The organism is Marinifilum sp. (assembly GCF_965230805.1).
Classification (GTDB): domain Bacteria; phylum Bacteroidota; class Bacteroidia; order Bacteroidales; family Marinifilaceae; genus Marinifilum.
Genome location: NZ_OZ246019.1, coordinates 2,988,916 through 3,010,302, shown reverse-complemented (window position 1 = coordinate 3,010,302; position 21,387 = coordinate 2,988,916). Strand labels below are relative to the sequence as shown.

General features: G+C 36.5%; 15 protein-coding genes. 7 read left to right on the top strand and 8 right to left on the bottom strand.

Annotated elements, in window-relative coordinates:
* Positions 1 to 66 precede the first annotated feature (66 nt).
* The 4 genes from ACO05S_RS12190 to ACO05S_RS12175 all read right to left on the bottom strand — a co-directional run bounded on the left by ACO05S_RS12190 (position 67) and on the right by ACO05S_RS12175 (position 4,861).
* Positions 67 to 1,305 (bottom strand): cytochrome c biogenesis protein ResB, encoded by a 1,239-nt coding sequence (locus ACO05S_RS12190; protein ID WP_421918284.1) that lies wholly within the window; start codon positions 1,303 to 1,305, stop codon positions 67 to 69.
* A 111-nt stretch (positions 1,306 to 1,416) separates the two neighbouring features.
* Positions 1,417 to 2,934: an ammonia-forming cytochrome c nitrite reductase gene (gene nrfA, locus ACO05S_RS12185; protein ID WP_421918283.1), complete on the bottom strand. Its 1,518-nt coding sequence runs from the start codon at positions 2,932 to 2,934 to the stop codon at positions 1,417 to 1,419.
* A gap of 19 nt (positions 2,935 to 2,953) precedes the next feature.
* On the bottom strand, positions 2,954 to 3,553 hold the full coding sequence (gene nrfH, locus ACO05S_RS12180) for a cytochrome c nitrite reductase small subunit (protein WP_421918282.1): 600 nt from the start codon (positions 3,551 to 3,553) through the stop codon (positions 2,954 to 2,956).
* 30 nt (positions 3,554 to 3,583) lie between these two features.
* Positions 3,584 to 4,861 carry an alginate export family protein gene (locus ACO05S_RS12175; protein ID WP_421918281.1) on the bottom strand — a complete coding sequence of 426 codons (1,278 nt, stop codon included), beginning with the start codon at positions 4,859 to 4,861 and terminating at the stop codon, positions 3,584 to 3,586.
* 495 nt (positions 4,862 to 5,356) lie between these two features.
* Between ACO05S_RS12175 and ccsA the strand changes: the two genes are divergently transcribed.
* Positions 5,357 to 8,422 (top strand): cytochrome c biogenesis protein CcsA, encoded by a 3,066-nt coding sequence (gene ccsA, locus ACO05S_RS12170; RefSeq protein WP_421918280.1) that lies wholly within the window; start codon positions 5,357 to 5,359, stop codon positions 8,420 to 8,422.
* Positions 8,423 to 9,394: 972 nt separating this feature from the next.
* Complete coding sequence (locus ACO05S_RS12165) at positions 9,395 to 10,300, top strand: IS982 family transposase (protein ID WP_421918279.1); 906 nt, start codon at positions 9,395 to 9,397, stop codon at positions 10,298 to 10,300.
* Between the two features lie 215 nt (positions 10,301 to 10,515).
* Here ACO05S_RS12165 and ACO05S_RS12160 read toward each other — a convergent pair whose 3' ends face one another.
* Together ACO05S_RS12160 and ACO05S_RS12155 are read right to left on the bottom strand one after the other, a co-directional pair.
* Entirely contained in the window at positions 10,516 to 11,352 is an 837-nt protein-coding gene (locus tag ACO05S_RS12160) for an FKBP-type peptidyl-prolyl cis-trans isomerase (RefSeq protein ID WP_421918278.1), read from the bottom strand.
* Between the two features lie 238 nt (positions 11,353 to 11,590).
* Positions 11,591 to 12,364 (bottom strand): TlpA family protein disulfide reductase, encoded by a 774-nt coding sequence (locus tag ACO05S_RS12155; RefSeq protein ID WP_421918277.1) that lies wholly within the window; start codon positions 12,362 to 12,364, stop codon positions 11,591 to 11,593.
* A gap of 484 nt (positions 12,365 to 12,848) precedes the next feature.
* On the opposite strand from ACO05S_RS12155, the gene ACO05S_RS12150 reads away from it, so the two are divergent.
* The gene (locus ACO05S_RS12150; RefSeq protein ID WP_421918276.1) at positions 12,849 to 13,007 is read left to right on the top strand and encodes a hypothetical protein; all 159 of its coding nucleotides are present in this window, start codon (positions 12,849 to 12,851) and stop codon (positions 13,005 to 13,007) included.
* Positions 13,008 to 13,234: 227 nt separating this feature from the next.
* Here ACO05S_RS12150 and ACO05S_RS12145 read toward each other — a convergent pair whose 3' ends face one another.
* Positions 13,235 to 14,668, bottom strand: coding sequence for a sodium:solute symporter (locus tag ACO05S_RS12145; RefSeq protein WP_421918275.1), 1,434 nt, complete (start codon positions 14,666 to 14,668; stop codon positions 13,235 to 13,237).
* 60 nt (positions 14,669 to 14,728) lie between these two features.
* Here ACO05S_RS12145 and recR point away from each other — a divergent pair, with 60 nt between their 5' ends.
* The 4 genes from recR (at position 14,729) to ACO05S_RS12125 (ending at position 20,884) form a co-directional block, all read left to right on the top strand.
* Positions 14,729 to 15,412, top strand: coding sequence for a recombination mediator RecR (gene recR / locus ACO05S_RS12140; RefSeq protein WP_421918274.1), 684 nt, complete (start codon positions 14,729 to 14,731; stop codon positions 15,410 to 15,412).
* Between the two features lie 269 nt (positions 15,413 to 15,681).
* Complete coding sequence (locus tag ACO05S_RS12135) at positions 15,682 to 16,983, top strand: dihydrolipoamide acetyltransferase family protein (protein ID WP_421918273.1); 1,302 nt, start codon at positions 15,682 to 15,684, stop codon at positions 16,981 to 16,983.
* A gap of 324 nt (positions 16,984 to 17,307) precedes the next feature.
* Positions 17,308 to 20,346, top strand: coding sequence for a hypothetical protein (locus tag ACO05S_RS12130; RefSeq protein WP_421918272.1), 3,039 nt, complete (start codon positions 17,308 to 17,310; stop codon positions 20,344 to 20,346).
* A gap of 1 nt (position 20,347) precedes the next feature.
* Positions 20,348 to 20,884 carry a GNAT family N-acetyltransferase gene (locus ACO05S_RS12125; protein ID WP_421918271.1) on the top strand — a complete coding sequence of 179 codons (537 nt, stop codon included), beginning with the start codon at positions 20,348 to 20,350 and terminating at the stop codon, positions 20,882 to 20,884.
* Here ACO05S_RS12125 and ACO05S_RS12120 read toward each other — a convergent pair.
* A complete protein-coding gene (locus tag ACO05S_RS12120; RefSeq protein ID WP_421918270.1) occupies positions 20,871 to 21,329 on the bottom strand; it encodes a type I restriction enzyme HsdR N-terminal domain-containing protein in 459 nt (152 codons plus the stop codon). The two genes, ACO05S_RS12125 and ACO05S_RS12120, sit on opposite strands and share 14 nt — an antisense overlap.
* Positions 21,330 to 21,387 lie beyond the last annotated feature (58 nt).

The following is a 21,387-nucleotide window of genomic DNA, read 5'->3' as shown; positions in this document are numbered from 1 at the left end:
CATCCTTACTTGGTTTATAATTCAATTACTAAACTTAACTCTAGCTACATTAGCACTCTAATTATTTTAAGTACTCTCTATCGTTACTTTGTTACCTCTCCAAAACATGTAAATCGCCCCAATCATCATCATAAAAATTCCGATGTATACATAAATCTGCCAAGGATCTTTTACCACTTCCACTACACTTAAAGTGGAGTATTTCCCCATTGTTTCATCGTAGCTTAATTGGTAGATTTTCCAACCGTTTACCGATTGTGGTTTATTCACTTCAAGAGTATTGTCTTCTTTTTTACCATCAGGCGTAAAAATGGTGACTTTAGAAGAGAATTTTTTTGGTTCGGGCACTGTCATTAGCAAAGAGTAATTTTCATCCAATTTAAGCGATTCGTGTGGCCTGTTAAAGCTGCCACAAGAAATCCAACCTGTAAGAGTTTCGGAAGAACCTTTAGTAACAATTACTTTAGCCGCCGGAGCTGCGCCAAAATCATGTAATGGATGATACTTATCCCCTGCCCTTCCTGACATAAGTAAAAATTCATCGACTTTTACCGACCAATCGTGTAGCTTACAAGTTAAATCATCCTCTATCATAATCATGGATGGTTTACTTGCTTCGTATAGCTTACCAGTTTCATTTTCTACAACCGCCAATTTTGGATTAAACTCCTCTATAGTAAAATCGTTCAGCTTAATTGCTAGTGGCAATTCGTAAAAATTACCTTTGTCATCATAAGCCCTCCATTCGGTTTTGTGTTCATGCAGATCCATTTTTAAGCGCATTAAATCTCCCGAGCCTAAACCTGCCGAAAAAATGGTAATCCATAAACCTAAATGACTACATACAAATCCCCATTTTTTTAGTTTAAACGGATAGCTTTTTCGGATAATTACCAATGCCAAAATCACCAATACATAAAAATTAATGAGCAGAAAAGGCCACGAACTTGTTAGCTGGTTTAAACCTAGTTTGGTGATGAAGTTTTCCTGTTTCATAACGATCTGCGGAGTGATTCCCATTAAAATTACCAAAAGGCTTAGTGCCGATATTGCTCCCATGGTGGCCGGTATTCCCGATAAGAAGGTGTACAAATTAGATTTGCGTATCAACCGATAAAACACAAATATCAAAACCAAAAACACGACTCCTAACATTATATTTATGGGATATTGAATAGAGTTAGCCGAGGAGTTTTGGCTGGTTATCTCGAGCAGAAAACCAATCAGCAATAAACCAAATGCAATAAAAAAACTTTCGGTATATCCCCAAGGGTTTTGCCATAGATGTCTGGTATGTTTACTCATAACTCATTTTTTAACAAATTTTGTTCAGATCGCAAGATTTTCTGCTTTTAAAAAAATATGCCGCCCAAAACTGGACGGCATACGAACCTTATAGTTTGAACTGTACTTTTCTTACAATCTTACTTGATAAGTAGCTTCGCGTTCCTTCGCTTTCTTATCCCATTCCTTCATGAATCCATTCTGGAATTCTTCTTTTTCTTTCTTCAATTTCTCCATAGGAAGACCAATAAATTCCTGAGCTTTAGCTTTTGTAGCGATATCAGGATATGGTACCTCACCTGTAAATCCGTACTTGTGGAATATTCTAACCAATGCAATACGAGCTTCCTGAGCACGCTCTACACCTGTGGTAATAATGCGGCCTGTTTCGGTTGGTGCATGGAATGATCCACCATGAGAAGCAGCAGCATAATCCCAACGCCATTGTGCGTGACGAATCATTTTTAATACGGGTTTCATTTCTTCTTCGGATGCACCAAGATCCCAAGCTTTTTTAGCTTCAACATGAGCACGTACTAACAATTCTTCAAGCTTATCGCGATTCTCGATGATCTGATCCTGGCGAGTGTACACATTTTCGATCAACTTATCGGTTTCTTCGCGGTGACAAACCTGACATGAGTTAGCCACATTGTTCAAAGGAGATTGAATATGGTGATCGGTAAATTTCTGTCCACCTTCCGATTTGTAAGGCATATGACAGTCGGCACAAGAAACACCACGATCGGCATGAATCCCTTTAAGATATACCTCGTAACCTGGATGCTGAGCTTTTAGCATAGGAGCTTTACTCAATTTGTGGGTCCAGTCTTTAAATTCAATTTCATCGTAATATTCTTCCATAGCTTCAACGCCCATACCTTTATCCCAAGGTAGAGTTAGATAAGCAACACCCTCGGCACCTGCACGCTTTTTATTAAAATAGTACTCAACATGACACTGAGCACAAACTAATGATCTCATTTCCTGATGTGAAGCTTTATTAATGTCTTTTCCCATTCTTTCGTAAGCTTCGATTAAAGCAGGACGAGAAATTCTAAGATTCATGGTTTCAGCATCGTGACAATCGGCACAACCGATAGGATTCACCACTTCGTGCCCCTTAGCTGCCCATTTGCCTTTGTAGAATTCGGCTACACCAATTTCATTCATCAAACGAGGTACATCAGGCGATTTACAGGTCCAGCAAGTTGATGGCATCGGTCCTGAATTGGCATCTTTAGGTCCACCTGAACGCAAGGAGTTACGCAAGTCTTCAACTGCATAGTAGTGTCCTCGACCTTGGTTGTAGTCTTTTGCAAAACCATAACCAGCCCAAAGAACAACTAAGCGAGGATCAACCTCAAGCATGTCGATCATCGCACTACCGTTAAACTTACTGCGAAAAGTAGTATCAGCAGTTTTATAGTACGATTGGTACTCTCTTGGGAAGTTTTCTCCCCAAACTTCATTTCTTGGTTCCCACTGACTGTGCTCCAATTGCGGAGTATAGGCATAAACAGATTCTGCCCTTCTTTCCATAATAGATGAAGCTAACAATCCAAGTAAGAACACAACCACCAAAGTTACCAGAAAGATTAACCATCCCAACATTGGTTTTTTGCCTACAGATTCTTGTATTGGTTTCATAGTATATTTGATTTAAGTTTTATTCGTTTTCTAATTCTGAGTCTTTCATGTATTCTTTTAACCAATCTGGCACCGGACTTTCAGGAAGCGGAACTCTGGCGTTCGGAACACTTGATAAACTGTTCACTCTACCGTGAGGAACCTCGCGGTGACATTCCCAACATACTCTTTCCTGCGTATTATGAGCATGATTTGGCACTTGTGCTGCCAGTTTCGGATTAGTAAGCTGTTGACTGTGACAACGGACGCAGTTATTGTGAACTACTTCCTTACCCTCATCGTGTATAAAAATTACCTCAGGTTCCATTCTCAGCGCAAACATACTTGCATGACGCAATCCGTCTTTCGCTTTAAAGTAGTATTTATTCACTGGGTTGTTGTGCGGAACATGGCAATCGTTACAAGTGGCAACTTCGCGATGCGAGCTATGGTTCCAGGTAGCATACTGTGGAGCCATAACATGGCAGTTCACACATGTTTCAGGAGCATCCGACAGGTAGGATGCGGCTTTCGATAAATAAAGCACATAGCATCCTAATCCGAAGAATATCCCAAGCAACACATAAACCGGAAGCTTCCATTTGGGAGGTGGTGTTAAAAATTTAAATAATCTTACCATTAGCAAAAGTTTAGATGTTTGGAGTTTTCCTTATTTTTTCAAGAAGTTGGGTTTGAATACAAGCATTACCCATCCCCAGTTTTGGGTCTCATCTTTGTCTCCACCTTTTAATGCTTCCATTGAATCGGTAGCAAACAATTGCGAGTAACCAGCCTTAATCAAAACACTTTTTGAGTATTTGTATCCTACTGATAAATCAACTTCTGCACCTAAATATTTGTCTTGCTTTTCTGCTCCTGCATACAAATCAGCAGCTGATGAGAACAAGTGAACAGCTGAACCGAAAGACCATTGTCCTTTAGCGTAATTTAATCCGCCGAAGATATTTGTTAAACCAACATTACCTGTATGATTACCAACAAAGAAGTAATCCATATGACCATTAAATTTGTGGTTTGTACCAAATAGCGGAATAAATGATTCATTATCGGAATCTAACCTGCTTTTTGCATTTGAATCATAGTCTGATCCTGATAACATTGAAATTCCTACATTACCTTTCCAGTTCGAAGAAAGTGGGAATTTCATCCCTAAATTAAACATGTAAGCACTTAAATTATTATTTCCAGGATCTTTACCTGTTTGCGCATATAATGAACCTGTGAAAGAAAGCTTACCGGGACGGTAGTTCATGTGTGTACCAAATGTTTGGCTATAACGGGTATCACGATCAATATCCATTTCGGTACCTTGATTTCTTTCTTGTCCTACATTCATGAATAACAAGCTAAAATCAAATTGATCTGATTTACGGTTGTACCATGCAAACTGCATGCTTTTATAATTTGTTGTATACAATACTCTCTTAAGTCCTTCTGAATCGTTATTTACAGCAAAACCCAAATGAAATTTACCCTTTTCATCGGTTTTGAACTTTAACAATGCCAAGTCATGCCTTCTGGCTTGCTGCGCCCATCCTACACCGCCTAGAATTCTCTCATCATCGTAAGCCAATACCTGACGACCAACTTTTAAAGAGAAGTTTTTGCTGAAAAGGATTTCTCCCCAAGCTTCGTGAAGCATAAACTGGTTCTGATCAGATAGGTTCAATTGCTTTACATCACCCCAAGTGCGAATATCTTGAACAGATAATCCAACTCGGAATGTTTCTTCGGTGTATCCAAGATTTAAACGAGTACGCTGCGATGTAAAAAAAGCAGCATCATCGGAAGAATTAAATAGCGATTTTGTTCCATGACGATACTCTGTACGTGGTCTAACTTCTCCGGTAAATGTTAACTGAGCCATTACAATAGATGGCACTAGTCCTAGAAAAAGGACTAGAAATAGACGAAATAATTTTTTCATAATTTGGTTAGATTTCAAATTAAAAATCTGTTTTTCAATTCAGTAATTAAAGCAATGCTGTTACAATACTAACCGAATAATTGATTTTTTTCAAGAATTAGGGATTATTTAAATTTATTATATTTAAATATTAATACCTCTTTATCCTTTTCTATTCTTGACTTTCAATCAATTCTTGTCGATCAAATGAGATACAATGCTCTTGTAATTTATTTCCGATCTAAATAAAGGTATTTTTTTTAGAAATCATTCTTTATTCCGGTACAGAAAATCAAAACAAAAGCACAATTTATTTCTATTCTGTCAAATCTGTTTTACAAGTAATAAGTTACGATATTAAAACGCCCCAAACATTTAGAATCATTCGAAATAGAAGTGATATTGGTGATTTTTAATTTATAAAGAAAAGCGTATCTTGAACTCCAATTTACAAGAGCTAACACGCTACACTGACCAAAAAGTAATAGCATACGCAATTAAAATATCAATAATCAAATGAAGAAACTTTTCAATTTTCTTTTCTCTATGCAAATGATGGGCGTACTCCTAGTTCTGTTTGCATTTTCGATTGGAGCAGCAACTTTTATAGAAAATGATTTTGGCACTCCGGCTGCCCGGGCATTGGTTTACGATGCGCGTTGGTTTGAAATCATGCTATTATTGCTGGCAATAAATTTGGTAGTCAATATTTTTAGATACAAACTATACAAGAAAGAAAAGTGGTCCATTCTTATTTTTCATGCCTCGTTTGTGGTGATTCTTATAGGGTCGACCTTTACCCGTTACCTTGGGTACGAAGGAAACATGCACATTCGTGAAGGTGAAGCTACCAACCAGATTACCACCGTGGATTCTTATATAAAGGTTAAAGCTGAAAAGAATGGCAAACAAAATAAAGTAAGCGAAAAGATTAGTCTTTCGACTGTTAAAGCAGATAAGTTTGATGAAAGTGTATCGGTTGATGGAAGTACAATTGATATCAGACTAAAGACTTTTATCCCTAATGCACAAACCACACTTGTGCAAGATAGACATGGTGCGCCGGTAATAGAAATGGTAGCAGTTGGCAGCGGTGGAATGAGTGCAATGCAAAATTTCACCATGGAATACAACTCCCATAAAATGATTGACAATAACCTGCTGGCTTTTGGAAGCAAGCAACATCCCGATGCAATTTTATTTGATTATACCGATAGCCTGCGTATGATAAGCCCGATGCCAATGCAAGAATTAAGCATGATGGGCGGCGATGCAATACCAATGCAAGCAAAGCAATGGCACGTGGTTACTCCTCGTAAACTATACGATGTAGGAGGTACCAAATTTGTAATTAAAAACTTCTACCCTACTGCTAAATTTAAGTACGTTCAGGGAGAAGATAAAAATGCTCCTACCCTACTGGTTTTCGATGTTGAGAATGGAGACCATAAAAAAGAGGTAATTGTTAAGGGACAAAAAGATTATGTAGGGAAACCAGAAATTACAGTAATTGGTGATGCAAACATTTCTATTGCCTATGGGTCTAAAATTATTGAACTTCCATTTTCATTAAAGTTGAACGATTTCCAATTGGAGAGATATCCTGGCTCTAACAGTCCATCGTCATTTGCCAGTGAGGTAACGCTTATCGATAAAGAAAAAGGAATAGAAAAAGACTACAGAATTTATATGAACAACATTTTAAACCATGAGGGATACAGATTCTTTCAGGCTTCGTATGACACCGATGAATTGGGAACTGTTCTTTCGGTAAATCACGACAGGATAGGAATGACAATCACCTACTTTGGATACTTCCTGTTGATGTTAGGAATGGCATGGTCCTTAATTAATCCATTCAGCCGATTTAAAATTCTTGGACGTAAATCACGTAAAGTAAAAACCACTGCAATACTGGCTTTTATTTTGGCGGGTAGCACTTTCGCAGCAAATGCTCAAGACTTAAAAGTTGTGCCAATAGAGCAAGCCAAAAGATTTGGAAAAATCATCATACAGGATAAAGGAGGAAGGTTTGAACCGGTAAATACTCTGGCCAGCGAAGTAGTTCGAAAAGTAAGCAAAAAAGCAAAATTTAAAGGCTATCCTGCCGAACAGATTTTCTTGAGCATGGTATGCAATCCACAAGAGTGGCAAAGCGTAAATATGATTAAGGTCGGAAATCCTGATCTGGCAAAAGAGTTAGGCATTAGTGGAAAATACGGCTCGTTTAAGGATTTTGTGAATGAAATGGGGCAATACAAACTGAGCAAAAAGGTTCAGGATGCTTATTCAAAGAAGCCTGTACATCGTACAAAATACGATAAGGAGATTATGGCTGTTGACGAAAGAATCAACATTACTTACATGGTGTTTACAGGAGAGTTTCTTAAAATTTTCCCCAATCCGAAAGATAAGATGGGTGCATGGTACAATCCAACATCCGAGGTAAATGTCGCTAAAGATGATTCCTTATTCATTAAAAAATCGGTAGTGATGTTGAGCCAGGCATTAAATGCTGGTGATTTAGAAACAGCCGATACCTACATCGATGGAATCAAAAAATACCAGAAGAAATTTGGAAGCGAAGTTATGCCATCGGAGGCAAAGCAGAAAGTAGAGATCTTGTACAACAACCTCAACATTTTTAAGCGCCTGTTTCCTTACTATCTGCTAATCGGATTTTTCTTGCTAATTTTTCTGGTAACACATATTCTGCGTCCAAAATTCCCAATTAAATGGGTTGTTGGTGCTGCCATGATTATTTTGGGAATTGGTTTTCTTCTGCATACAGGAGGTCTGGCTGCTCGTTGGTACATTGCAGGAAGAGCGCCTTGGAGTAATGGATTCGAAACCATGACATTTATTGCCTGGGGATGCTTGCTGGCCGGATTTATTTTTGCCAAAAAATCGAAATTGGCTCTGGCAGCAACCGCAGTATTGGGTGGCATGTTTTTATTTGTGGCTCACCTAAGCTGGATGAATCCCGAGGTTACCAATTTGGTTCCCGTACTAAAATCGTATTGGCTTACCATTCATGTGGCCATTATTACATCCAGCTATGCATTCTTAGCTCTTGGCGCAATACTTGGAATGATAAACCTTACACTGTATATCTTGCAAGACAATAAAAATAAAAGCGTAATTGCAGAAAACATTATCGACCTAAGTCGCATTAGCGAAATGACCATGACCATTGGTTTGTATTTTCTAACCATAGGAACCTTTTTGGGTGGCATTTGGGCCAACGAATCGTGGGGACGCTATTGGGGTTGGGACCCCAAAGAAACCTGGGCCTTGGTAAGCATTTTGGTGTATAGCTTTGTGCTTCACATGCGTTTTATTCCTGGCTTAAAATCGGTTTATGCTTTTAATATTGCTTCGGTTTGGTCGTATAGTTCCATTCTTATGACCTACTTTGGTGTGAACTATTACCTTGCCGGCTTACACTCTTACGCCAAAGGCGATCCTGTTCCAATTCCAAACTGGGTGTATTATACTGTAGGTACACTAATTGCGTTAAGTATGCTTGCATACCTTAATTACAATAAACACAAGGATGAGCCGGAAATGGAAGAGGCTTAATACAATAACGTGAATTCGACTTAAAATTCTATCCACAGAAAGTTATATAAGTCGAACTCACGTTAAATAGTCCCCGATAGTTCCTGCAAATGAAACAAAAGCACTGGTTTTTGATACAAAAGAAGCTGCGGACACAATTAAACCTTCCGAAATCGTAATCAACACAACATGCAGAGCAATCAAATGCAAGTGCGAACAGAACAAATGCAGTGGTTTTTGATACAAAACAAGCTGCGGACACAATTAAACCTTCCGAAATCGTAATCAACACAACATGCAGAGCAATCAAATGCAAGTGCGAACAGAACAAATGCAGTGGTTTTTGATACATAACAAGCTGCGGACACAATTAAACCATCTGAAATTGAAATCAACACAACATGCAGAGCAATTAAATTCAAGTGCGAACAGAACAAATGCAGTGGTTTTTGATACAAAACAAGCTGCGGACACAATTAAACCATCTGAAATTGAAATCAACACAACATGCAGAGTAATCAAATGCAAGTGCGAAAAGAACAAAAGCAGCGGTTTTCTAGAAATCACAAAAAATTTGTAGAGATTTTAGCAAAAACAAGTTAGAATCCTTTGGCTATTCAACTGGTATTACACTGATTGTAAACCAAAAGTTTCTGTCAGTATATTGAGTAATTGATACTGCCTAATTGATTTGACATTTTAAGAATCAAAATGATTTGTATTTTATTCTCCTATTGATTGTTTACAATTTGATGGAGAAAATACAAATCAATACAAAAAGAATTAATGATTGCAAGAAAATAGATTGGTTTACCAGATGTTTTGAAATGCAATTTGTATAAACGGGAATACTGCCTTAGACCCTTTTTAAATACTTAATTAACGTGAGTTCGATGTAAGAAAAATCAGATCAAAGTAAAAAATGAATAAGGCATTGTTTATATTTAAGTTTCTGATATTTAAATATGTATCAAACAAAAACCTTATTCTGAGATGTTGTCTAAACTTACAGAAATTTTTTATTTGGCAGATGAATTTTGCAAAGAATTTGAACAGGCCAGACAAGGACATGTTTTAAGTCTTGAAAAAGGGATAAACAGAAGAAAACGAAAGTTTAAATTGTCAGATAGTGAGGTGATTACTATTTTGATATTTTTCCATTTGGGACAGTACAGAAACTTAAAACACTTCTATCTAAACTACGTCCAAAAGCATATGAAAGAAGAGTTTCCGCAGACGGTATCCTATAATCGCTTTGTGGAGCTACAGAAGAAGGTCTTTCTGCCGATGAGTGTTTTTCTTCAAACTTGTTGTCTGGGTGAATGTACAGGCATCTCCTTTATTGATTCAACGCCAATAAGAGCTTGTCATATCCGCCGGGAAAAGCAAAACAAGGTATTTCAGGGTATTGCAACAAAAGGGCAGTGTTCCATGGGTTGGTTTTATGGCTTTAAGCTTCATATTGTCATCAACGACAAAGGCGAAATCATAGATTTTCTATTCACTCAGGGGAATGTAGATGACAGGTCGCCATTAAAGAACAAAGACTTCCATGACAAACTATTTGAAAAATTAATAGCCGACAAAGGTTATATAAGCAAAACACTCTTTGAGCAGCTTTTCGTAGATGGCATACACATGATTACTAAAATTCGAAAGAATATGAAGAATTCCCTTATGCATATCAATGACAAGATCTTATTGCGAAAAAGGGCTTTGGTTGAATCTGTTAACGATGAATTAAAAAATATTTGTCAGATAGAACATACCAGACACAGGAGCTTTGAAAATTTCCTTGCCAATTTAATCTCGGGATTAATAGCATATCATTTTTTGCCAAAAAAGCCCAACATTAACGTCGATATTGTTGAAAATGTTAACCTTAACAAAGTAGCTTAGCTCGAACTCACGTTACAATATCATTTCATGTAGAGGAGAGGCGCAAGTGTTTGTGTCTCCTTTTTTTTTGCAAATGGTATTCTGCTGCGCTTCATGAATTGAATGCCGAAAAGATAATACCTGTAGTACTTTACTCCGAAACCTCAAATTTCAAATCTGAGGAAGCGAAAAAAAAGGCACATTCTCATGCACCTTTGTTCTTGTATTTTTATAAACTACTCTTTTACTTCAATCAGTTCAATGTCAAAAACCAATACTGAACCGCCAGGAATTCTATCGTAATTGTAAGTACCATAGGCCAAATGAGCTGGTACAATTATTTTACCTTTGCCACCTTCTTTAAAATAGGTGATTCCTTCTTTCCAACCTTCAATTACCTGGCTTAGATTAAATTCTAATCCGCTGGCTCCGCTTTCGTCGAATTTTGTTCCATCTAAGAAGTATCCGGTGTAAGCTACTCTTACATCCGAATCAGCAGTTGGCTGCGCTCCTTTTCCCTCTTGGTTTACCACATAGTATAAACCCGATTCTGTTTTCGTAGCATCCAAGCCTTCAGCCTCGATATAAGCTGCTATATCTTCATCGTTTTTCTCAGCAATCATTTCTGGTGAGTAAACTGTGACTTCGAAAACAAGTACCGAACCGCCTGGAATTCCATTCGCATCATTGCTACCGTATCCCAAATGAGCTGGCACTAATAAAATTATCGATCCTCCTTCGTTTATATAAGTCAAACCTTCGACAAATCCTGGAAGTACTTCTTGCAGGTTGAAAGAAGTGAAATCATCGCCTGTATTATCGAACTCTACACCATTGGTAAAGTGCCCTTTGTAGCTAACTGTAACATTAGAATATCCATTTATTTCTATTCCTGTTCCTTGCTCCTCAATTACGTAATACAAGCCCGATGTCGAGCGTTCGGCATTTAAATTATTATCAGCAATATATGCTTTAATCTCTGCTTCGTTCTCCTGTCTATAGTCTTTATCGCCATCGCTCGAACACGAGGCTACTATAAATGCCAACATTACGGCTAGTAATCTGTACTTCATATTTCTTTGTTTTAGCAATTAAGAGCAACAAATATAAGTATTTGCACGAGAAAGAAAATAAAAAGACCTGCCAGTTGAATTGGGCAGGTCGGTGTATTGTTGCTTATTGTTTGCTGCTTTTGCAGAACACGAGTTGCAACCAATATCTAAAAAATAACACCAGTATTACCAAAGAAATTAAAAATTTCGCTCTCCGAAACCTCAGATTTCAAATCTGAGGGAGCTAAGTGTTTCTTTTTTAATTCTCATTCAATAGATTGTCGATTATCATCTCAAAATACTTTGTTTCTTTATCAATGTCATCAACTTTCGAAATCATCCCTTCAACAAATCTAATCGTACCATCTTTATCTACAAAAATGGTTTCCGGGTATGGGTAACTCTCTATTGTTTTAATGTATGGCCGATTGCTTGTTTCTTCATATTTATCATTTTTACTAGCCACATGAATAAAGTTGAATGCTTGTTTTCTTACAAATTTTCTTACATCCTTTTCATTATCCGGTGTTAAAGCAATAAAATTTACTCTGCCAGAATATTTTTCTTGCAATCTATTTAAGGCTGGAATTTCGGCACAACAGCCCCAGCAACCTATAAACCATAGATTAATAACTGTTGGTTTATCTTGCTTACCTCCTATCCGGATACTATCTCCATATATTGTTCTTAACTTTTTAGCAGGAATTTTCATCCCAATTCTTTTATATTCTTTGGCTCTAATCTTATAGTCAATCCCAACTCTAAAATCATATTTAAAGGCTTGGATTATCGAATCGTTTATTTGAGTAATTTTATGATTCCAGAAATGAATATGTGCTGATTCCTTAGCAGTGCTATCATACTTAGCAAATAATGAATCTACAAATTCTTGCATTTCTTCTTTAGAATAAATTTCTTGTGTATATAGATTTTTAAAAAAATTTGGTGTAAGCTTTTCTTTTTCTTGTGGTTTATTTTTACATCCAAAAGATGAGATTAATAATATTATTAAAATGGGGTAATTAATATTCATCTGTATATAATTTTTTCTATTTGTCAGATGGAAGCCGCAAAATCAAAATAATCATTACTGTGCAGGTTTAATAATTATTTTAATCATGCTTGTTTCATGCTGTGTCTTTTATGATTTTAAACCCAAACCTACAAAATTATAATCACATAATAGGTTATTTCTTACGACTCGTTGATACACAGATCAAAAAAGAGAGTTTTACTATCATTATTGACACTACATCATTTTTAACCGGATATTTGCAAGCAACAAAGACATTAATAATGATTTTATTACCCTTTTGATTGTCGAAATCAGCATTGCAAGACTTTTAATTTCACAATGTCATTCCGAATAAACGAAAAAAGAATTGAAATTGGTGTATTTGCGCAAATACGAGCGTTTTCCAATTTTAAATTGCTGTTTTTGTATAAAAATCAGCGTTTAAGGAGACAAAAATGGCGTTTCTCAATTTAATGTATCGTTTCCTTAATCCTAAAAGAAAATGGCTGAAAAAATCTATTATTGTTGCAATAGCAAAGAGATAAATACTGTTGCAAACATCGTAATTGAAGAATTGAATAGAGGAGATTATATGGAAGACTTTATCCTAAGCAAAATTTGGACAACGAAACTTCTAAACCTAAAGTGGACAAACTGCTAGGTGTAACCGATAGGGTTACTAAATTTGCCGAATCAACGGCTGCATTATCCGATTCTATCGAATAGTTGAGCGAGAACAAGGCAAGCCAACTTGATTATTTGCCACCATCAACTCAGCAAAAAGTAGTACGAAAAATTATAAACGACAAACTTCTTCCGCATTTAATTGGTGCAGCCGATGATTGACCAGAAAAATACGAAATTATTAAACTGTACCAAAAGAATATTCTACTTTCTAATCCCCCACAATCCAAGAAAAGTAAAGGCCCCATTAATCATCAACAATTCAAATCCGATAGAAATGCCAAACCATTCCATTGAATTATCTTTAAGGAAATAACAAATAATTGGCGACACAATGGCAATTACAGGAACCAATTTGTCTTTTACCTGAAGCTTGGTGAACAATCCGAAGGCATACAATCCCAAGAGTGGACCGTAAGTATATCCGGCAACGGTAAAAATGGCCGCAATCACCGAATCGTCGTTTATGGCCCTAAATATCATTATCACAACAAGCAATAATGCTGAAAACAGCACATGCGATTGGCGACGCAATTTTCTTGTGTTAGCCTCGTCGCTTTCATCGGCGCCTAAAATATCTACGGTAAATGAAGTTGTAAGCGAAGTTAATGCTGAGTCGGCACTCGAATAAGCTGCAGCCATTAATCCAACCAAAAAGAACAAACTTACTACAGGTCCTAAATATTGGGTTGCCAAAAGTGGAAACAGATCATCGCCTCGTTCTGGTATCGCAATTCCTTCGTGTTGCGCAAAAAGCAACAACAAAGCACCCAGTACAAGGAATAACAAATTGGCAGGAATAAAAGCAAATCCGTACCAATACATGTTCTTTTTGGCTTCGCCCAGATTTTTACAACTTAGGTTTTTCTGCATCATATCCTGATCCAAACCTGTCATTACAATGGTGATAAAAGCACCTGTAAAGAATTGCTTGAAGAAATTTTGCTTGCTTTGCCAATCGTCAAATACAAAAACTTGCGAATACTCGCTTTCGCTGATCATGTTTGTTAATCCCGATATATTCAGATTCAATTTATCCATGATTAGGAAGATACTTACCCCAACGGCAAGCAACATGAATAAAGTTTGCAAGGTATCGGTCCAAACAATGGTTTTTATTCCTCCTTTAAAGGTGTAAAGCCAAATTAATAGAATGGTTAAAACAACTGTTACTGCAAACGGAACTCCCCAGGAATCGAATACTGTTATCTGCAAAACATTTGCCATTAGAAACAATCGAAATGATGCTCCAATGGTTCTCGACAAAAGAAAAAATGATGCTCCGGTTTTATATGATGCTCTTCCAAATCGCCCATCCAGGTAGGTATAAATTGATGTTAGATTCAGCTTGTAATACAATGGTAAGAGAATATTAGCTACAACAATATATCCTAACATGTATCCTAATACCATTTGCATGTAGGTAAAATCTATTGATTTTACCCAACCAGGAACCGAAATAAAAGTAACTCCGGATAAGGATGCACCTACCATTCCGAATGCAACCACATACCACGGTGATTGTTTATTTCCTACAAAGAATCCTTTGTTATCGGCTTTTCGACCAGTGAAATATGAAATCAATAATAGTAAGGCAAAATACCCTACAACAACAGATAGAATGCTTATTGGAGTCACAGTTGATTTTTTTAGATTGAAAATCAAAAATAATCAAAGGCTTTGTTTAATCAAATCGGGATGCTTTCGAATCCTGAGTGGTTTTTTATTACTTTTGAGCTAAACTTAAGAATTGAAGACAAGATGAGCTACACCAACTTCCCATCTAAATTATTGGAAAATGCAGTTGCAGAGTTTTCTAAACTTCCAGGTATTGGAAGAAAAACTGCATTACGCTTGGTTTTGCATTTGTTAAATCAACCAAAGGAAGATGTGCATCGTTTTGGTTCTTCAATTACTCAGCTTCGCGATGAAATAAAGCATTGTACTTCTTGCTATAATATTTCTGATACCGAAGTTTGCGACATTTGCTCAAATCCGAAACGTGATCACCAAACCATTTGTGTGGTTGAAAGCATTCGCGACGTAATGTCAATTGAGCGAACTCAGCAATACAATGGAATTTATCATGTGCTTGGCGGAATTATTTCCCCGATGGATGGAATCGGACCAAGCGATTTGCAAATTGATCCTTTAATTGCAAAAGCCAATGAGGGAAAAATGAAAGAAGTAATTCTTGCCTTAAGCACCACCATGGAAGGCGATACAACTAACTTTTATCTCTACAAGAAACTAAATAAGTTCGATATCAATATCACAACCATAGCTCGCGGTGTTTCCATTGGCGACGAACTGGAATACACCGATGAAATTACTTTGGGAAGATCAATCCTGCACCGCACCCCTTTCGATCAGAATTTGTAAGCAGTTAGCTTTTGGGATCTGGGATTTGATTTTTGAATTTTGGATTTTGGATTTTGACATCTTCATCCTTTATCCTTGCAACTTGAAGCTTAAACTCTCTCTATCTGCACATCGATAAATTGTATCTTCGGATACGTTTGTCTTTTTCTTCAATTTTATTAAATTCGCATAGTATTTAGACTAAATAAACACAAAACAATATGCCCGATTTCTATGTAAATATTCATAGGGATTGCCTAACTTAATGGGTATCAAAAAAACAATCACACATGGCTAAAATTGAAATAATGATTCCTGCAATGGGGGAAGGAATCAGCGAAGCAAGCATTACTCAATTCCTGAAAAAAGAAGGAGATTTTGTTGAAGAAGAAGAATCGATAGTAGAGATTGCTACTGATAAAGTTGACTCAGAAATTCCTGCTCCACAAAGTGGAAAAATTGCAAAATTTCTATTTGCCGAAGGTGATGTTGCTCAAGTTGGCGATGTTGTTGCAATTCTTGTTCCCGATGGTGAAGAAATAAATGATGATGACCTTACCGTATCGGAATCAGAGCAAGTTGCAGAAAAAGTAGTTGAATTGCCAAAGGAAACAGTTATAGTTGAATCAGAACCAAAAATTGCAAGTAAAACCGAAAATGGATCATTCATTTCACCTTTGGTTCGAAAAATAGCTCAAGAAGAAAATATTAGCCTGGAAGAATTGAACCAGCTTCATGGTTCCGGCGAAAACAATCGTATAACAAAGAAGGATATTCTTAAGTTCATCGAAAATAAAGAATCGAATACCAAACTTGCTGAACCAATTGCTGCTCCTGTTAGCTCTGCGCCAGCTCCTGCTTCTCATCAATCATACAGCGGCGAAAATGTAGAAATTATTGAGATGGACAGAATGCGTAAGCTGATTGCGCAATTCATGGTTCAATCAAAGCAAGTTGCACCTCACGTAACTTCCTTTATAGATGTTGATGTTACTGCTTTAGTGCAGTGGAGAAATAGAGTAAAGAATAAATTCCTGCAAAAGGAAGGACAGAAACTAACCTTCACTCCTATTTTTGTAGAGGCTGTAACAAAAGCACTTAAGGATTACCCAATGGTAAACGTATCTGTTGATGGCGATAAAATTATCCGTAAGAAATTTATCAACATTGGTATGGCAACTGCTCTACCAAGTGGTAATTTAATTGTTCCGGTAATCAAATCAGCAGATGAAAAAAGCCTGGTTGGCATTACCAAACAGGTTAACGATTTGGCAGATAGAGCTAGGGCAAACAAATTGCTACCCGACGAAATTAAGGGCAGCACTTTCACCATTACAAACCTTGGAGCTTTTGGTAGTACGACAGGCACACCAATTATTAATCAACCTGAGGTTGCCATACTTGCTGTTGGTGCAATTAAAAAGAAACCTGCAGTAATAGAAACACCTCAAGGCGATACAATTGGAATCAGAAATATTATGGTTCTCTCCCTGTCTTACGACCATAGAGTTGTTGATGGCGCTTTGGGAGGAATGTTCCTAAAGAGAGTTGCCGAGTACCTTGAAAATTTCGATACCGAAAGAGAAATATAACTTAGTTTTATCGTATTGATTTATGCCGAAGAGTGTTTTTTCTTCGGCTTTTTTGTGCTTTTTAAATAAACATGTGTAAATAATGTTACATTTTTATTTATTTTGTCTATTTATTAAAATTTATGTGCTTACATTTATAATTTGATAAATAAACCTGATGCAAAAGAGTTTTTATTAACAATTTTGCTTTTTTATCAGAATCTCTGTTAATATGTGACTTATAAAAGTTATATTTAGTTATTGTTAATTAGTTCAAAACATATAAAGCCCAACTCAAGCCCTAAGCTAAAAAAGAAATTGTCTTCAACCACTAAGACAATTTTAATGGTGATACTCTCTATTTATATAGGGGTTTGTAGTGCGTACTCCCTTAATGCAAGCCCCAAAAAGCAGAAAATCAAAGATCGACGCAAATATCAAATTGCAGAAAAGTTTCTGGCGAACCGAAACTATTCAAAGGCCGCTGTCATTTACAAAGAACTTTTGGAACAAGCTTCTCGCAATGCCGATTTAAATTTTAAACTGGGATTGTGTTACTTAAATATTGTTTCGGAAAAGGACAAATCTGTTGGATTATTAGAGAAATCGATTCAATACACCAGCTCTAAAAACAATGTGCCAATGGATGTTTTTCACAATCTGGCAAAAGCTTATCACACAAACTATCAATTCAGAGAGGCTTTAAAAGTATACAAAGACTTACTACAAATTATTTCACCTCAAAACACAAGTTTTCGCAACGAAATTCAGCGCGAAATGAAGATGTGCCAGAATGGTTTGGAGTTGGTGAAACATCCTGTTAATATCTCTGTCATTAATCTTGGAAATAAAATCAATACCGAATATGACGAGCACAGTCCCGGAGTTACTGCCGATGAGAGTACCATGGTTTTTACATCCCGAAGAAACGGAACAGGAAGCAAATTAGACTCTGATGGTCAATACTTCGAGGACATTTACATTTCGAACAAGCTAAATGGTAAGTGGACCAAACCCTTAGGCATTCAGAAACTGAATACTATTGATCATGATGCTTCGATCTCAATCTCCCCGGACGGACAAGAACTTTATATCTACAAGGCAGGATATTTAAGCAGAAAAGAATCGGAAGGTGGAGATATCTACGTAAGTAAACTAAAAGGCAATGAATGGTCGGAACCCAAAAAATTAGGACCAAGTATCAACTCTAAAAGTAAGGAAAGTCACATCTCAATTTCTGCCGATGGAAGAACCATCTATTTCTCAAGCAATCGTCCCGGTGGATATGGAGGAATGGATATATACACAGTAAGCAAACTTCCAAATGGCAAATGGGGAAGAGCTAAAAATCTTGGCCCGGCTATCAATACCGAATACAACGACGATGCTCCTTTTATCCATTCGGATGGAAAGACTTTGTATTTTAGTTCAGCAGGGCATAATACAATGGGCGGGCTGGATATTTTTAAGAGCATAAATATCAAAGGTCGTTGGACAAATCCGGTAAACATCGGCTACCCTATAAATTCAACCGACCACGACATTTACTACACTCCTACTCCTGATGGAAAAAGAGCTTATTTCGCCTCATACCGAACAGGTAGTGTTGGCAGAACGGATATTTTTCTGATAAAAACACCCGATGCTGATGAAGCAGGACTTTTTGTACTTAAAGGAAAAATTGTTACAACCAATGGTAAACCCGTGGGAGAAGCTAAAATTACAGTGAGCAAAGGCGGAAAAACCATTGGCATTTACACTCCAAATTCGGCAACAGGTAAGTTCTTGTTCATTATCGAAGCTGGAAAAAAATATGATATTGAAATTGTTGCCGAAGGATACCGAACCTTACGAACAGTGCTGAATATTCCTCCTAAGTATGCTAATAAAGAAAATCATAGCGTAATTACGTTACTGCCATTAACTCTTCGTTCTAAGGATGAACCTGATTATCCACAAACTATTGAGCTGATAGACTTTGAAGAAAGTAAAATTAACCAGCTTGGTACTTTGGAAGGAAGTAAGGATTCAATTCCTGATGACAGGAAGTTTGAAGAAATGAAAAAGCTTCAAAAAGACAGTACGATTTCTAAAAAAGATACTAAAGTAGCAAGTGAAATAAATCAAAGCATTGATGCAGGTGAATTAAAGGATAGCAATACAGTTAGAAAAGATATTGTTGAAAATAAGAAGAAAAGTGATTCGCAATTAACAATACCATCTAAAAAAATTGTTACACCTAAGGTGTTGCAAAAAGTAACTGTTCCTGATAAAGTGACTGAATTGGCTAAGGTTGATAAAGCAATTGAAAAAGAAATTAAAACCAAACCAACGGTAAAACAAGATAAACCTGTTCAGAAAATATCTGCTATTGAAGGTAAAACTACTGAACTTGATGCCATTAAGTCTGGCGATCTTGCATTTACTTTGGATTTAGGAAACTTTAATTCTCCACAACCTGAGTTGTTCGAAAAATTAGATGGAGTAATAGAAACCAAAAGCCCTGGTGATAAATATCACTATACCTATGGAAAATTTGAAGACTATAAAGATGCTAGCAAGGCCAAAAAAGTTATAACTAATAAGGGATTTAAATCTTCTAAAATTAGGATATTAAGGAATGATAAGTTGGTAAAAGAGGAAACTGGTGGTGAAATTTACTACACCATACAGATCATGGCTCTTAAGATTCCTATTAAAACTGAATTTTTCGATAATCTTGATAATGTTAGAGTTTTTGTTGGAGAAGATGGATTCACACGATTCACATACCGGAAATTTAAATCACACGAGCAAGCCATTCAAGTCATGAACCGTTTGATTAAAATGGGTTATTGGGATGCTTTCGTCAGAACCGTGATCAATGATGAATTATTATATTCAGAATTGAAATATTCCCGTGCTTCAAGTTACACCATTCAAATAATGGCTTTGCGTTACCCTAAACCTTTAAGCTTTTTTAAAGATTTAGAAAATGTAATTGCTTTTTCGGATAAGAAAGGTTTGCATAGATACACTTATGGCTCTTACAAAACGAAAGCTGAAGCCATAAGGGATTTAAGAACAGTTCTTAGAAATGGCTATTGGGATTCGTTTGTAAGAAAATCCTTAATTGGCGAACGCATGCCTGCAAATCAATTGATGGATAAAGAAAGATATTACACCATTCAGGTTATGGCATTAAAAAATGCTCGCCCTTTAAACTATTTCGATAATTTAGGAATAGATAATTTGAGTTTGTATGAGGGTAAGGATGGATTATCCAGATATACATTTCAAAATTTTTCATCACAAACAAATGCACAAAGTCGCCTTTCTTCGGTGATTACGAAAGGGTATCTTGATGCCTTTACAAGAGAGATTAAATGGTATAACGAACACTAATATGCAAATCCTCGAAAATAGCAATATTCGGTTAAGAGCTTTGGAACCAACAGATTTAAAGCTACTTTATAGTTGGGAAAACGACTCAAATATTTGGGAAGTTAGCCACACATTGAAACCGTTTTCTCTGTTTATTTTAAAACAATACCTAGAAACCAGCCATCTGGATATTTTTGAAAGCAAGCAGTTGCGTTTGGTAATTGAAAAAAAAGAGGATTATTTACCAGTTGGATTGATTGATCTTTTTGATTTTGATCCATTCCATCAACATGCAGGAGTAGGAATCTCTATTAACGACAAAGAACATCAGAAAAAAGGATATGCTACCGAAGCCTTGGAAACTTTATGTGATTATGCTTTGGGGGTGTTGCAGCTACACCAACTGTATTGTAATATCACCTCAAAGAATGAAATCAGCTTGAAACTTTTTCAAAATCAAGGATTCGTAATTGCCGGGATAAAAAAAGAGTGGATTAAAACCTCAAATGGATGGTTGGATGAATATCTGCTTCAGAAAATAAACACTACAAATCTTTAGCCGATGGATACCCCGGAATATCTTCCAAAAACTTAAAATTTTTATTCTTATAATCCATATAACAACAAAAGTGTCTTAATCCATTGGTTACCACTAAAAAAGGCACCTTTAATTTCATGTTATACCGGGCCACTTGGTTGAACACATCCTGAGTAATTTTAATCTTGCTTGCCTTGCATTCAACAATCATAATTGGATTTGCTTTACAATTATACAAAACAATATCGCTGCGCTGAGGTAATAGATTTACATCCACTTTCTTTTCAACCGCAACTAAAGATGCAGGATATCCCTTTTCTTCAACCAGAAAACGAATGAAATTCTGCCTCACCCACTCTTCAGGAGTTAATACAACATACTTCTTTCGGATACTGTCGAAAATTAGTTTTCTTTGCAGATCAGATTTTATTTTAAAGGAATAAGTTGGTAAATTTAAATTTTCCATAAAAAGCTATTCATCGGCTAAAGTTACAAGAATATTCCTTATAAAACCGCTACACATT

Excerpts from the sequence above, each read along its gene's own strand:
- ACO05S_RS12190 (WP_421918284.1), bottom strand. The coding sequence starts at position 1,305 with ATGAGTAAACATACCAGACATCTATGGCAAAACCCTTGGGGATATACC.
- nrfA (WP_421918283.1), bottom strand. The coding sequence starts at position 2,934 with ATGAAACCAATACAAGAATCTGTAGGCAAAAAACCAATGTTGGGATGG.
- nrfH (WP_421918282.1), bottom strand. The coding sequence starts at position 3,553 with ATGGTAAGATTATTTAAATTTTTAACACCACCTCCCAAATGGAAGCTT.
- ACO05S_RS12175 (WP_421918281.1), bottom strand. The coding sequence starts at position 4,861 with ATGAAAAAATTATTTCGTCTATTTCTAGTCCTTTTTCTAGGACTAGTG.
- ccsA (WP_421918280.1), top strand. The coding sequence starts at position 5,357 with ATGAAGAAACTTTTCAATTTTCTTTTCTCTATGCAAATGATGGGCGTA.
- ACO05S_RS12165 (WP_421918279.1), top strand. The coding sequence starts at position 9,395 with ATGTTGTCTAAACTTACAGAAATTTTTTATTTGGCAGATGAATTTTGC.
- ACO05S_RS12160 (WP_421918278.1), bottom strand. The coding sequence starts at position 11,352 with ATGAAGTACAGATTACTAGCCGTAATGTTGGCATTTATAGTAGCCTCG.
- ACO05S_RS12155 (WP_421918277.1), bottom strand. The coding sequence starts at position 12,364 with ATGAATATTAATTACCCCATTTTAATAATATTATTAATCTCATCTTTT.
- ACO05S_RS12150 (WP_421918276.1), top strand. The coding sequence starts at position 12,849 with ATGGCTGAAAAAATCTATTATTGTTGCAATAGCAAAGAGATAAATACT.
- recR (WP_421918274.1), top strand. The coding sequence starts at position 14,729 with ATGCTTTCGAATCCTGAGTGGTTTTTTATTACTTTTGAGCTAAACTTA.
- ACO05S_RS12135 (WP_421918273.1), top strand. The coding sequence starts at position 15,682 with ATGGCTAAAATTGAAATAATGATTCCTGCAATGGGGGAAGGAATCAGC.
- ACO05S_RS12130 (WP_421918272.1), top strand. The coding sequence starts at position 17,308 with ATGGTGATACTCTCTATTTATATAGGGGTTTGTAGTGCGTACTCCCTT.
- ACO05S_RS12125 (WP_421918271.1), top strand. The coding sequence starts at position 20,348 with ATGCAAATCCTCGAAAATAGCAATATTCGGTTAAGAGCTTTGGAACCA.
- ACO05S_RS12120 (WP_421918270.1), bottom strand. The coding sequence starts at position 21,329 with ATGGAAAATTTAAATTTACCAACTTATTCCTTTAAAATAAAATCTGAT.